This is a genomic window from Actinomyces sp. oral taxon 171 str. F0337 (genome assembly GCF_005696555.1).
In the GTDB taxonomy this organism is placed as follows: Bacteria; Actinomycetota; Actinomycetes; order Actinomycetales; family Actinomycetaceae; genus Actinomyces; species Actinomyces oris_E.
The window spans coordinates 1,446,457-1,460,105 of record NZ_CP040005.1 but is presented as its reverse complement, the minus strand read 5'-3'; the positions used below and the strand labels follow the sequence as shown (position 1 = coordinate 1,460,105).

Below are 13,649 nucleotides of genomic sequence, written 5' to 3'. Positions count from 1 at the left end.
GTTCGACGTGTCTCATGGTCGGGACGCCGGAAGAATGCCAGCGCCGCTGGTTCAGGCCACGTCCGGAACTCCCCTCTATGCTGAGACCATGAGCAAGATCTACGCCGTCGAGTACCGCTACGTCACCGACAAGGACGAGGAGATGGCCGCCGGCCGCCCCTCGCACCGCGCCTTCACCAGCCGTCTGGCCGATGAGGGCCGACTGCTGGCCGCCGGCCCCTACGTGGGCACCCACGACGCCCTCATCGTCGTGCGCGCCGAGGACGAGGCCGGCGCGCTGGCCCTGCTCGAGGAGGATCCCTTCCAGCAGGCCGGCTACATCAACGAGCGCATCCCGCGCGAGTGGAACCCGGTCATCGGGGTCCTGGCCTGAGCTACTTCCCCGCCGTCTCATGTGCTGACGGCTCTTGCTCCCGCGCCACCCGGCCGGGAGCATGGGCCCATGATTTCTTCCGAGTCTTCTTCCGCACCGACCGAGTCCCAGTTCTCCCGCCCTTCCTCGCTCATGGGTCGCCTCCTGCTGCGCAGCATGAACATCGGGCACGGCCGCCTGCACCAGTGGGGCCTGAAGGCAGCGGGTATCCAGCTGACTGACAGGGTACTCGACGTCGGCTGCGGAGGTGGCAAGGCCATCTCCCGCATCCTGGAGGAGACGCGCCGTGAGGTCGCCGGCGTTGACCACTCCCCTGAGGCGGTCAAGACCGCACGGAGCGTCAACCGCGCCGCCATCTCCTCCGGACGCCTGCGGATCGTGGAGAGCTCAGTGGAGAACCTCCCCTTCCGTGACGGGTTCTTCGACGTGGTGACGGCTTTCGAAACCACTTATTTCTGGCCGGAACTGCAGGCCGCTCTTACTGAGATCCACCGGGTTCTCAACCGCGGTGGCAGGCTCGTGATCGCAAACGAGTTCGCTGATCGGGCGTCGGCGGGGGCCTGGGCGGGTCGCCTGAACATGCACGTCCCTGACAGCGAAGCCCTGGCCGGCGCAGCCTACGAGGCCGGTTTTCTGATGGTGGATGTCAGCGTCCATCCTCACAACGGCTGGCTGCGCCTCGTCGCTGCGAAGTAGAGGCGCGCTCACCCCCGACCGCGCACGATCCGGCGCCGCACCAGGTGAACCAGCTCGATTCCAACGATGGCCAGGCATGCCATGAGTGCGATCACCCACCACACCCCTGGGGTGGGCCAGGCCAGGAGGAAGAAGGCGCGCACCGGTGGGGCGACGACGCCGAGAACCGCGATCGCCCCCATGAGGACCACCAGCCCCAGACGCCAGCTCGTCAACGGTCTGGCGGTGAGCGTGAGCAGCCACAGCCCGCAGGTGATGAGCACCAGGGTCGTTGCCGTGGTCACCTGGGCCCGCGGGGCGTGGGTGAGCGTCAGCCAGAGGTACGTGGACAGGGTCACGGTTCCCGCCATGAGTCCCGCCGGTACGCACAGGCTGAGCACCCGGCCGAGGAAGCCCTGCCGGTAGCGCTGGTTGCTGGGGGCTAGAGCCAGGACGAAGGCGGGGATCCCGATCGTCAGCGAGGAGACGACCGTGAACTGGCGGGGCAGGAACGGGTAGGCGACCGCCATGGCCGACACGACGACGGCGATGAGGGACGCGTAGATGGTCTTGGCCAGGAACAGGGAGGCGATGCGCTCGGTGTTGGCCATGACACGGCGTCCCTGAGCCACGACCCCGGGCAGGGCCGAGAACTCTCCCTTGAGCAGCACCAGGCGCGCCACCGCCTTAGTGGCCGGAGCTCCGTTACCCATGGCGATGCCGAGGTCGGCGTCCTTGAGTGCCAGGGCGTCGTTGACGCCGTCCCCGGTCATGGCGACGACGTGCCCTCGGGACTTCAGTGCCCGCACCAGTGCCCGTTTCTGCTCGGGGGTGACGCGTCCCAGGACGCTGGCGCCCTCAACCGCGTCGGCCAGGCGCTCCAGGTCCTCATCCGTCTCGTGCCCGCCGCCTGCACCAGCAGGCAGGGTACGTGCGTCCAGGGCAACGAGCTCGCCGCCGTCAGGGGCGGTGACCCCGGCCTGGCGGGCGACCGCGGCCACCGTCTCGGGACTGTCACCGGAGATGACCTTGGCATCGACTCCCTGCTGGCGGAAGTAGGCGAGGGTCTCAGCGGCGTCGGGGCGTATCTCCTCAGTGAGGATCACGATCCCTGCGGCCTCGAGGTGACCGGGAAGCCGCGAATCATCCTCTCCCGGAGCCGACCTCCAGGGCGATCCCGATCGGGCCAGGGCCACGACACGCACTCCCTGCGCAGCGATCTGACGAGCACGGTCCAGCACTGACTCGCTGTGTCCTGCCAGGACGATCTCTGGGGCGCCGAGCACCCAGGTGGTGCCGGACCGGTCGCGAACCGCGGACCACTTGCGGCGAGAGGAGAAGGGCACCGACTCCACGTCGGCCGAGGAGCCCGTATTTCCGGGTTCCCGGGCATCCTTGAGGCCCTGCTCGCCAAGGCCTCTGAGATCACTGAGCCCCTCCCTGATGGCATCGGCGGTGGCGTTGGCCTCCCCCACCGTACTGAGAAGTGCGAGCGCCGAGAGCACCTCGGAGGGCGCCTGGTCGCCGTCGGGACCCTGGACCTCTCCGAGGCGGATACGGCCGGTGGTAATGGTGCCGGTCTTATCCAGGCACAGGGTATCGACCCGGGCCAGGACCTCGACGGCGGGCAGCTCCTGAGCCAGGACGTTGCGCCTGGCCAGGGACAGGGAGGCGGTGGCGAAGTTGACGGAGGTCAGGAGCACCAGGCCCTGGGGCACCATGCTGACCACGCCGGCGATACCGGCAACGACCGCGTGCCGCCAGGCACCGCTGCTCCAGGTCTCGGCAATGCTTCCGCTCAACCGCAGCTGGGACCACACCAGTACCAGGGCCACGGGCACGATGACCCAGCTGATCCAGTGCAGCACCCGATTGGTCCCGGCCTGCAGCTCACTGACAACGAGTGAGTACCTGCGGGCCTCCCTGGCCAGCCGGTGGGCGTAGGCGTCCCCGCCGACCGCGGTGGTGCGGAACAACCCGGTCCCGGCCGTCACTGTGGTCCCGGACATGACCTGCGCTCCGCTCACGGGGCGCACAGGTCGGGACTCACCGGTGAGGATCGACTCATCGATCTCAAGGCCGTCGCTGATCAGGACTTCCCCGTCCGCAGGTACCTGCTGGCCGGCCCGGAGTCGTACGACGTCGTCGATGACGACCTCGCCGACCGCCACCTCAGTCTCGGTCCCGTCCCTCAGGACAACGGCACGGGGGGTCTCCAGCACAGCGAGACGGTCCAGGGCACGCTTGGCGCGAATCTCTGCCAGGGTGCCCGTGGCGGTGTTGAGCAGCAGGACGAAACCGAACAGCGCGTCCGCCCAGTGCCCCAGTGCGAGGACGAGAACCAGCGCGACGCCGAGGATGCCGTTGAAGATCGTGAAGACATTGGCCCGCAGGATCTGGGCCGCGCTGCGGGAGGTCCGCTCGCGGTACTCGTTGGTCCGTCCGGCGCTGACACGCTCAGCGACCTGGGCCGCGTTGAGCCCGTTCACCGGGGACTCAGAGGGGTTCGTGGTGCTCACGAGTCACACAGTAGTGAATCGGTCGAGGGCCGCCTCTCATCCTGGCGGCCGAGACATCAGGATGCGACCTCGGCACGCCGGGCATCTGCTCGCGACTTGAGGACCGAGGCGATGACCGTGACCATAACGGTGGTGATGATGACGCTCAGGGACACGCCGATCGACGCCTCAGGAATGGCGTGCCACTCCTGGCCGCCGTTGATGAAGGGCACCTCGTTGGTGTGCAGGGCGTGAACGATGAGCTTGAAGCCGATGAAGCCGAGGATGACCGCCAGGCCGTAGTGGAGGTAGACGAGCCGGTCGAGCAGCCCGTCGATGAGGAAGTAGAGCTGGCGCAGGCCCAGCAAGGAGAAGGCGTTGGCGGAGAACACCAGGAAGGGCTCGCTGGTCAGGGAGTAGATCGCGGGGATGGAGTCGACGGCGAACATGACGTCGGCGGTGCCGATGGCGATGATGCACAACATCATGGGCGTGATCATGGTGCGACCGGCGTGGCGGTGGATGACCTTGCCGCCCACGAAGCCGTCGGTCATGGGGATGACGCGGGCGATGAGCTTGACGAAGCCGCTGGGCTTGTACTCCTCATCCTCGTCATCGGAGTCCTCGACGCCCTCCCGCGCCTGAGCGAAGGCGGTCCACAGAAGCCAGGCCCCGAAGAAGTAGAACACCCAGGAGAAGTTCTCGATGAGCGCGGCACCGGCGAGGATGAAGATGAGCCGCAGGATGAGGGCGATGACGATGCCGGCGAGCAGCACCTCCTGCTGGTACTTCCGGGGCACCTTGAAGGAGGACATCATGATGACGAAGACGAAGAGGTTGTCGATGCTCAGCGCCTTCTCGGTGATGTAACCGGCCAGGTACTCCTGGGCGAAGCCCCCGCCCCACACGAACCAGACGATGCCGCCGAAGACCAGGGCCATGGCGATATAGGCCACCGACCAGACGGCGGCTTCCTTCATGGTGGGCTCGTGGGGGGTGCGCACGTGACCGACGATGTCGATCACGATGAGGGTCATGATGATGGCCGCAAGGCCGATCCACCCCAGGATGTGGACGTCCACGTATTCTCCTCCGGTACGGAACTGGTACCGGAGGTCTCCTCCCGCCACGTGCACAAGCGCTCAAGGCGTGTACCGCTCTGGCCGCGACGCCGGGAACGCAGGGCCGTATGTGCCTGCACCGCCGTGATGACGACGTCGCCGTTGGTTGGGAGTACTCCCCTCCGTGTATAACGCCTGAGAGTCTAACGTTCTCACCGGCGTGGGCACATGGACAGTCCCGTCGAGCAGGTGTGGGGTGCATGACGTTGCCGCCTCACAGAGAATCCTCGGAGGCGGCAACGACATCACCATCGTGACTGCAACGTCCCTGCCCTGAAGCAAGCTCGATCAGTAGACCGGATCCCGATCGATCGGGCAGGTCATGCAGTGACCGCCTCCGCGGCCGCGCCCGAGCTCGCTGGAGGGGATCTCCAGAACCTCGATACCGGCGGCGCGCAGGTTGGCGTTGATCGAGTAGTTGCGGTCGTAGGCGACGACCACTCCCGGGGATAGGGCCACGACGTTGTTGCCGTCATTCCACTGCTCGCACTCGGCCCCGTAGCGTCCTGCGGTGGACATGACCGGGGTGAGCTTGACGCCTAGGGCCTCGGAGACGACGTCGACGAAGTAGCCCTCGTCGTAGGTGACCTTGATACCGCCGCGCTCAGTCTCGTCGGGGCGCAGGGAGAAGGTGTCCATCGCCCGGACGACCGGCTCATAGACGTTGACCACGTCCTCGGAGCACACCGTGAAGACGGTGTCCAGGTGCATCGCGGCGCGCTCCTTGGGCATGCGCGCTGCGATGACCCGCTCGGCCGAGCCCGCTTCGAACAGCGACTTGGCGATCTGGCTGACGGCCTGGAAGGTGGAGCGCTCCCCCATGCCGACCAAGACGATGCCCTTGCCGATCGGCATGATGTCGCCCCCTTCGATGAAGGTGTGCCCCATGTCCTGGTCGACCGTGTTCAGCCAGGCCTTGTAGTCGTAGTTGAACATCGGGTGGTAGCGGTAGATGGCGGTCAGCAGGAGGACCTCGCGTCGTCGGGTGCCCCAGAACATCCGGGACATCTCGACGCCGTCGTAGATCCAGGCGGAGTTGTCACGGGTGAACAGGGTGTTAGGCAGGGGGGCGATGAGCATCTCCGGGTCGTCGCTGTTGACGTGGAACGGAGAGATGCAGCTGCCGAACACGTCCGTGGGCACCTCGTCGGACACGAGGCCACCGATGAGGAGCTCACCGAGCTCGGCCGAGGGCATCTCCTTCAACCAGGTCAGCAGGTCCTCAGCGACCCCCACCCCCATGGTGGCGTGATTGACGCGCCGGTCCAAGATGAACGAGCGTGCCTTGGGAATATCCAGGACATCGGCGAGCAGATCACGCAGCTCGAGGACATCGATGCCACGCTCACGCATGAGCTCGACGAAGAAATCGTGGTCACGCTGAGCCTTGGGGACGTCCAAGACATCATCGAAGAGTAGATCGTGGCAGTTCGACGGCGTGAGACGCTCGTGCGCGCGACCGGGGCGGCACACCATGACACGGCGCAGCTTGCCGACCTCGGAGTAGACTCCGTGCTTCTGTTCGGTCATTGTTCCTCATTCCAGGTCGCGGCAGCACATTCACGTGCCACCGAGAACGGTGCAGTCGTAGATGACAGGACGATGATTGAGAACAGCGGTCATAGACTCAGCGCGCCAGTGGCCAGACCGTGGACGGCGTAGACGGACATGGCGGAGAAGAGCGCAACAAGTCCCCACTCGGCCGTACTGAAGACCTTGACCTTCTGCTCACGCCTCGCCCAGATGTAGAAAGGCAGCCCCAACACGTAGAAGATGGCGGTGTACAGGAGGTACACCAAGCCTGCGGCATAGAGCAGCCACAGACCGTACGCCGACCCCAGAACGCCGACGACGAGATCGAACGCCTTCGCCTTGGTTCCACCCTTGAGGGACACGAGCACCTGGAACAGGGCGGACAGCAGATATGGCAGAAGGATGAGGGCAGAGGCCAGGCTGATGAGACGCGTGTAGGTCGAGGCGTTGAAATAGGTCCAGATCAGGAAGAGCTGAACCAGCCCCATGGTCAGCCACAGGGCGTTGACGGGTACGGCTTTAGCGTTCTCGCGCCCCAGGAACGAGGGCATGAGCCCTTCCTGGGCGGGAACGCGCACGATCTCGGCCAGCATGAGAAACCAGGACAGCAGGGCACCCACCAACGACACGATCAGTCCCAGGGCGATGAACTCCGCTCCCCACGGGCCGACTGCCGCCTCAAGCACCCCGGCCAAGGAGGGATCACCGAACTTGGCGAGCTCGGAGCAAGGAACAATGCCGTAGGACAGGACGTTCACAGCGAGCAGAAGGGCCAGGACGGAGAGGAATCCCAGAATCGTCGCCCTGCCGACGTCGGCACGCGTTCTGGCCCGCTCGGAGAACACCGACGCCCCTTCAACGCCGATGAACACCCACACTGTCACCAGCATCATGCCCTTGAACTGGGAGAGCACATCACCGATTCCCACACCAGCACCGGATCCCCAGAACTCGTGGGCGAAGATATCGAGCTTGAAAGCGAACAGGCCGATAATAATGAAGACGATCAGTGGCAGGATCTTGCCGACAGTCACAATGAAGTTGATGATCGCGGCCTCGCGGATGCCGCGCAGAATCAAGACGTGATACATCCACATGACGACCGAGGCGACCCCGATGGCAAGCGCGGTATTGCCGTCACCGAACCCGGGGAGGAACACTCCCAGTGAGGCCATGAGCAGCACGAGATAGCCAACGTTACCGATCCAGGCCGACAGCCAGTACCCCCAGGCGGAGGAGAATCCGACGAGGTCGCCGAAGCCGGCGCGGGCGTAGCCGTAGACACCGGCATTGATCTCAGGTCGGCTGATAGCCAGCCGCTGATAGACGAAGGCGAGCATGAGCATGCCGAAACCCGTGATGAACCACCCGATGATGAGCGGTCCAGGCGCTGCAGCACGTGCCATCTGCTGCGGCAGACCGAAGATGCCACCGCCGATCATCGATCCGATGCCGAGTGCAGTCAGCGCGGCCAACGAAACCTTGCTGGAGGAGACCGTCCGGTCCCCCACATCAACGGCCCCGACGTCCTCTCAGCCATAGCAACTCACGCCCCCTCGCAATCACATTGGCACAACACATATTTACCATACGGCACATTATGAGAGTGAACAAGGATCACGTCATGTCAGTAGAAATTCTTCGGCGCGTATAACGCGATGCATAATCGCTCAGATTGGCTCCAGCAAGCCACACAATATGGTGAATACTAGCCAGACACCCTAGAGAATCCTGAACGCCGCTTCTTCACTTCTGGGACTAACGCCATGAAGTAACAGAACGAATCATGCCGGTCGCGCTCTCTCACTGCGCGGCCCGCATCGCGCGCAGCTCCTTCTTGAGATCCTGGATCTCGTCGCGCAGACGGGCGGCGAGCTCGAAGTGAAGGTCCTCGGCTGCAGCATGCATCTGCTGGGTGAGCTCATTGATGAGCTCGACGAGATCACCCTGCGCCGCCCCGGCCAGTCTCTCTCGGACTGTGGCCTCGGCGGCGTGCTTACGTCGGGCTCGTATCGAGGAGTCCTCGTGGCCCCGATAGCCGCCGGCCAGGAGGTCGGCGGTGTCGACGTCCTCACGAGCGAGCATGTCGGTGACGTCAGCGATCTTCTTGCGCAGCGGTTGCGGGTCGATGCCGTGCTCAGTGTTGTAAGCCAGCTGCTTGGTGCGGCGACGCTCGGTCTCCTCGATGGCCTCCGCCATGGCCGGGGTGATGGTGTCGGCGTACATGTGGACCTCGCCGGAGACGTTACGGGCGGCACGTCCGATGGTCTGGATGAGGGAGCGTGTCGAGCGCAGGAATCCCTCCTTGTCGGCGTCCAGGATGGAGACGAGCGATACCTCCGGCAGGTCCAGCCCCTCGCGCAGCAGGTTGATGCCCACGAGGACGTCGAAGCGGCCAAGTCGCAGCTCGCGCAGGAGCTCGACACGCCGCAGCGTGTCGACGTCGGAGTGGAGGTACTCCACGCGCACGCCCCGCTCGGCCAGGTATGTGGTCAGGTCCTCGGCCATGCGCTTGGTCAGGGTGGTTACGAGGATCCGCTCCTGGCGCTCGACGCGGGTGCGCACCTCCTCGAGCAGGTCGTCGACCTGTCCCTCGGTGGGCTTGACGACCACCTTGGGGTCCACCAGGCCGGTGGGCCGAATGATCTGCTCGACGACTCCGTCGGAGCGCTGGGTCTCATAATCGCCGGGGGTGGCCGACAGGTACACGGTCTGGCCGATGCGGTCCTCGAACTCGGCGAAGGTCAGGGGCCGGTTGTCCAGGGCGGAGGGCAGACGGAACCCGTGGTCGACGAGGGTACGTTTGCGAGAGGCGTCCCCCTCGTGCATGGCCCCGATCTGAGGGACTGTCACGTGGGACTCGTCGATGACCAGGAGGAAGTCCTCAGGGAAGTAGTCCAGGAGGGTGTTGGGCGGGGTGCCGACCTCACGTCCGTCGATGTGCAGGGAGTAGTTCTCGATCCCCGAGCACATGCCGATCTGCTGCAGCATCTCCAGGTCGTAGGTGGTGCGCATGCGCAGCCGCTGGGCCTCCAGGAGCCGGCCGTCGTGCTCGAGCTGGGCCAGGCGCTCGGCGAGCTCGGCCTCAATGCCCTCAATCGCCTTCTGCATGCGTTCGGGTCCGGCCACGTAGTGGGAGGCGGGGAAGACGAAGACCTGCCCGACGGTGTCGATGACGTCACCGGTCACGGGGTGCAGTGTGGCCAGGGCCTCGATCTCGTCTCCGAAGAACTCGATACGGATGGCGAGCTCCTCGTACATCGGGATGATCTCCACCGTGTCGCCGCGAACGCGAAAGGTGCCACGGGTGAAGTCGATGTCGTTACGGGTGTACTGCATCGTCACGAAGCGTCGCAGGAGATCGTCCCGGTCGATCTGCTGCCCCACCTCCAGGGGCGTCATCCGGTCCACGTACTCCTGGGGAGTGCCCAGGCCGTAGATGCAGGACACCGAGGAGACCACGACGACGTCCCGGCGGGTGAGCAGGGAGTTGGTGGCGCTGTGGCGCAGACGCTCGACCTCATCGTTGATGGAGGAGTCCTTCTCGATGAAGGTGTCCGTCTGCGGGACATAGGCCTCTGGCTGGTAGTAGTCGTAGTAAGAGACGAAGTACTCGACCGCGTTGTTCGGGAGCAGCTCACGGAACTCGGCGGCCATCTGAGCGGCCAGGGTCTTGTTCGGCTCCAGGATGAGGGTGGGGCGCTGGACCTGCTCAACGAGCCAGGCGGTGGTCGCGGACTTACCGGTTCCCGTGGCGCCGAGCAGAACGATGTCCTTCTCCCCCGCACGGAGGCGCTCGGTCAGCTCGGCGATCGCCGCGGGCTGGTCTCCGCTGGGCGAGTAGGGACTGACGACCTCGAAGGGCTTGGCTACGCGCTGGAGCTCGGTAACGGGACGCATGCCCTCAGGCTACGCGGTCCGGCCGACATCCTTGAGATCACCGGTGGAGGCTCGGCTCGCGTCACATCGCTGGGACCGTACCGTCACCACACTGAGGCGCCTTTGTGGCCGGTTAGGGACCATTCCAGCAAGTTCGCCCACTACCGTGGTGCCCGCAGGACATCGCTACGTCCTGCCCCCGCGTTCACGGTGGGACGCAGCTCCTGTCAGCCGCACCCTCCGCCCTGACTCAAGGAGTCCTCATGGCCTTCATCGTTGCTGTCTCAGCAACCATCATCGGTGTCCTCGGCCCGACCCGCACGACCTCTCGACGCAGCAGCTGCTGAGTCCACTTGCCGGCTCTACCGCTCGGTTCCGCCCCACTCGACGGCGGTGAATCCGGTCCGTACGGGTGCAGGCACAAGCTTCTGCTCAGGAACCGATACTTGCGGTACATCCCCGACGACGATGTAGACCCGGATGAATGCCTCCGGGACGATCTCTGCGCCGGAGGAAGGGGTTGTGAAGCGGTAGACGGCCTTGCGAGCGTACTCATCGGTGGCGAAGGTGACCAGTGCCCTGCCCCGCTCAGCGATCCGCGGTCCCCAGAAGGTGATGAACTCAGTCGCCTCGCGCTCACTCAGCCCCAGGACGGCGAGCTTGTCTCGAGGAACGAAGCGGCTGCTTCCGCCTCGACGACGAAGCCCTTGTCCTGAGCGAAGGTGGTGGGCTCCTCCCCCTCCCAAAACAGTGACGGGTAGTTCCGCCCCGAGGCGCCGGTGAGGTCCCCGTCGGGAGACGCCGTCATGTGCCACGTGACGCCACCATCCGCCTGCGTCCGGGGCGCCATGGCTCCTCACCCCACTGTAGGAATGGGCGCGGCATCCACCGATGGGAAGGTCTCCCCCGGTGTCAGGCGATGGTTCCGGGCTCCAAGATCCGGGTGCTCCAGAGCCTGTCGACCTCCGCGCTCAGGTCCTCTATCGCCCCGGAGTTGGACACGATGACGTCGGCGACACCTCGGCGCTCCTCGTCGGTGGCCTGTACCGCGATGCGAGCCAGTGCCTCGTCGCGATTCATCCCCCGCTCGGAGAGCCGCTCCAGACGCAGCTCAAGATCCGCCTCGACGACGATGACGAGATCGAACATGTCCTGCATCTGCCCCTCAACAAGGAGAGGAACGTCGTAGACCACTACCTGCCCGGCCGGAACCGTGTCCATCCGAGCCCACGCCTCGGCTGCGATGAGGGGCAGGAGGATCTCCTCCAGACGCGCGCGGCGCAGGTCGTCGGAGAAGACCAGCCGCCCCAGAGCACTGCGGTCCAGGGAGCCGTCCGGTGCCAGGATCCCATCCCCGAACTCGGCCACCACTGCCGCAAGACCGTCACTGCCCGGGCTGACGACGTCGCGAGCGACCTCGTCAGCACTGGTCACGACCGCGCCGCGCTCCTCGAGCAGCGCGGCCACCGTTGACTTACCCGCGCCGATGCCGCCGGTGAGCCCCACGCGCAGGGCTCGATCCGTCGGACGGCGAGTGGCACGGGGTGCAGGTGTATAGTGCATGACCCCATCATGCCGTGACCGGCCCGAGCCGGGCCAGCGCGCCGGCGATACTGGAGACACCGTTGATACGGGGCACGCGGCCTCGCCCTGTCAGCTGCCCCCCGAGGCCGCCTGACCATCACTCATGATCGTCGCGGTCGATCCGGGTCGTCTTCTTCCTCCCCGGCCCCGCCCGTAGGGCGCGATGCGCTCCTCGACCCGGGCCAGGGACTTCACCGCGTTCTGCGGGGAACTCACGCACCGCGAGGCCTGATCCGACGCCCGCGAGATGATCTCGCGGACGATCGACGCGCGGGAGTGGTCCTCCTCCACCCCTTCAACCAGGACCTCCGCCAGTGCGGAGAGAACCTGCACCGCGACCAGAGGGTCGCCGACGGCGTCGACGAGTATCCCGCAGCGCTCTCCCGGCCGGTTCATCGGCCAGGATTCCATCGACTCTCGGCACTGGCGCCATGCCCGGCCACTGGCGGCACGGTCTCCCCGGGCCTGAGCGGCGTGTGAGGCCAGGGCGAGTGCGGCGCAGGCGGTTTCCGTCCATCCCTGGCTCAGACTCAGCTCCGCCGTGTCGAGGTGCTCCTTCTGTGCCCGCTCGTTGGCGCCCAGCGCCGCCAGGAGCCGGCCGAAGGCCAGGCGGAGGTCAACGACCAGCTCCAAGGCCGAGTCATCCACCACCTCGGACAGCGAGGCGCTGACCGTCTCCGCGGTCGACATGGCGCGCTGGCGCACCGACTCCATGCCGTAGCCACGAGACAGCGTCAGCAGCTCACGGACCTCCTTGAGCAGGGCGCCCTGGTTACGCAGCCGGGTGCGATCAGCCGGCACAGCGCTCGTCACCGTCCCGTAGGACCGGCTGGCGAGTCCGGAGGCCTCAGCGGCCATCCTCATCTCCACCCGGTACGACACGCCGTTGTTGCCGTTGCGGGCGTCGAAGCGTTGGGCGATACCGCGCACGAAGCCAGTCATGACGTCATAGGCGTGCACGACGGTATCCCAGGCCGTGAGCTCCAGATTCCCCCAGGGCGTTGTCCAGCTCAGTGAGGCGCCCAGGGCATGGTTGCCGTAGTCGGCCCGGTTGGCCTCCCTCATGACGAGAGCCAATCCGACAGCGGTGTTCATCAGGCTCCAGGCCGAGGCCTCGGACACAGCCGTCATAGGGCTGTGGCGCAGGAGCGCGATGGCCCGTTGCCACTGGGAGGACAGTCCCAGGTACTCGAACCTGTCCCCCAGGGACTGGAGTGACACGACGTCCGGAAGGCGGAGCCGGCTCAAGGAGGCGAAGGCGTCCTCAGCCTCGACGAGCCGTTGGTGGGCCAGGTAGGGAACCAGCACCGCACCCAGCCCCCGCGCGGTCTCCACGGGATCGGCCTCCGCACGGTTCGGCGTTGCCGTCGCAGTGCTGATGACACCGGAGTAGTCGTCATGCATGCGAGCGGTGGCCAGGACCGCGCCGGTGTCAGTCTTGCCGAAGGAGAAGAGTCTGGCCTCTCGAAGCCGTTCGAGGGCCTCGTTCCTGAGGCCGAGGACGGCTGAGAGCTCCACCTGGGCGTAGCGCAGTGGGAGCGTCGAGCAGCTGTGAGCTGTCCGGAGCCTCTGGCAGAAGGCGATCGCCTGGTCGAGGCTCTCCTTGCGGGTGCCCGGGTCCTGGCCCAGCTGAACCAGCCAGGCCCGGTCGACGGCGCAGACCGCCTGCACCACCTGGTCGGGCGCATCCCCCGGAGCCGCTTTTTCGACGTCGTCAGTGGCAATCGCCTCCCACAAGGCCGCTGCAGCGACACGACTGGGGCAGACGGGGTCGACATCATGCAGAGCACGGGCAATGTCGCCCCAATAGCTCATATCGTCTCCAACGGTCGTCACGTACAGGTTCCTACTTCCAAGGAAGAGGGAGCACCAGCTCCACCCCAGAGCCTCCCACGGGCAAAGCGCCCGGGCGATGGGGAGAAGACACCGACATCTGAGGGTCTCTGCCTGCGGAACAGACAGAGACCCTCAGATGATGTCAGAGAT

Annotated in this window: 10 protein-coding genes; 2 read left to right on the top strand and 8 right to left on the bottom strand. The window is 65.8% G+C overall.

Features of this window, described 5'->3' with window-relative positions:
• The first annotated feature begins 88 nt into the window (after positions 1 to 88).
• Positions 89 to 373, top strand: coding sequence for a YciI family protein (locus tag FBF36_RS06480; protein ID WP_034490883.1), 285 nt, complete (start codon positions 89 to 91; stop codon positions 371 to 373).
• Positions 374 to 505: 132 nt separating this feature from the next.
• Complete coding sequence (locus FBF36_RS06475) at positions 506 to 1,069, top strand: class I SAM-dependent methyltransferase (protein ID WP_009393309.1); 564 nt, start codon at positions 506 to 508, stop codon at positions 1,067 to 1,069.
• 8 nt (positions 1,070 to 1,077) lie between these two features.
• Here the strand turns inward: FBF36_RS06475 and FBF36_RS06470 are convergent, their stop codons facing one another.
• The 8 genes from FBF36_RS06470 to FBF36_RS06435 form a co-directional block, all read right to left on the bottom strand.
• Positions 1,078 to 3,567: an HAD-IC family P-type ATPase gene (locus tag FBF36_RS06470; protein ID WP_034490875.1), complete on the bottom strand. Its 2,490-nt coding sequence runs from the start codon at positions 3,565 to 3,567 to the stop codon at positions 1,078 to 1,080.
• Between the two features lie 56 nt (positions 3,568 to 3,623).
• Positions 3,624 to 4,628 carry a TerC family protein gene (locus tag FBF36_RS06465; protein WP_034490872.1) on the bottom strand — a complete coding sequence of 335 codons (1,005 nt, stop codon included), beginning with the start codon at positions 4,626 to 4,628 and terminating at the stop codon, positions 3,624 to 3,626.
• Positions 4,629 to 4,955: 327 nt separating this feature from the next.
• Positions 4,956 to 6,197: an arginine deiminase gene (locus FBF36_RS06460; RefSeq protein ID WP_009393306.1), complete on the bottom strand. Its 1,242-nt coding sequence runs from the start codon at positions 6,195 to 6,197 to the stop codon at positions 4,956 to 4,958.
• 89 nt (positions 6,198 to 6,286) lie between these two features.
• The gene (gene arcD / locus FBF36_RS06455) at positions 6,287 to 7,711 is read right to left on the bottom strand and encodes an arginine-ornithine antiporter (protein ID WP_009393305.1); all 1,425 of its coding nucleotides are present in this window, start codon (positions 7,709 to 7,711) and stop codon (positions 6,287 to 6,289) included.
• A gap of 292 nt (positions 7,712 to 8,003) precedes the next feature.
• A complete protein-coding gene (gene uvrB, locus FBF36_RS06450) occupies positions 8,004 to 10,100 on the bottom strand; it encodes an excinuclease ABC subunit UvrB (RefSeq protein WP_009393304.1) in 2,097 nt (698 codons plus the stop codon).
• 341 nt (positions 10,101 to 10,441) lie between these two features.
• Entirely contained in the window at positions 10,442 to 10,894 is a 453-nt protein-coding gene (locus FBF36_RS06445) for a hypothetical protein (RefSeq protein WP_009393302.1), read from the bottom strand.
• Positions 10,895 to 10,991: 97 nt separating this feature from the next.
• A complete protein-coding gene (gene coaE, locus FBF36_RS06440; protein ID WP_225792488.1) occupies positions 10,992 to 11,642 on the bottom strand; it encodes a dephospho-CoA kinase in 651 nt (216 codons plus the stop codon).
• 90 nt (positions 11,643 to 11,732) lie between these two features.
• Positions 11,733 to 13,478, bottom strand: a complete 1,746-nt coding sequence (locus tag FBF36_RS06435) for a hypothetical protein (protein ID WP_009393300.1) — start codon at positions 13,476 to 13,478, stop codon at positions 11,733 to 11,735.
• Positions 13,479 to 13,649: the final 171 nt, after the last annotated feature.

Coding starts and splice junctions, on each gene's coding strand:
- FBF36_RS06480 (WP_034490883.1), top strand. CDS start 89: ATGAGCAAGATCTACGCCGTCGAGTACCGCTACGTCACCGACAAGGAC.
- FBF36_RS06475 (WP_009393309.1), top strand. CDS start 506: ATGGGTCGCCTCCTGCTGCGCAGCATGAACATCGGGCACGGCCGCCTG.
- FBF36_RS06460 (WP_009393306.1), bottom strand. CDS start 6,197: ATGACCGAACAGAAGCACGGAGTCTACTCCGAGGTCGGCAAGCTGCGC.
- uvrB (WP_009393304.1), bottom strand. CDS start 10,100: ATGCGTCCCGTTACCGAGCTCCAGCGCGTAGCCAAGCCCTTCGAGGTC.
- coaE (WP_225792488.1), bottom strand. CDS start 11,642: ATGCACTATACACCTGCACCCCGTGCCACTCGCCGTCCGACGGATCGA.
- FBF36_RS06435 (WP_009393300.1), bottom strand. CDS start 13,478: ATGAGCTATTGGGGCGACATTGCCCGTGCTCTGCATGATGTCGACCCC.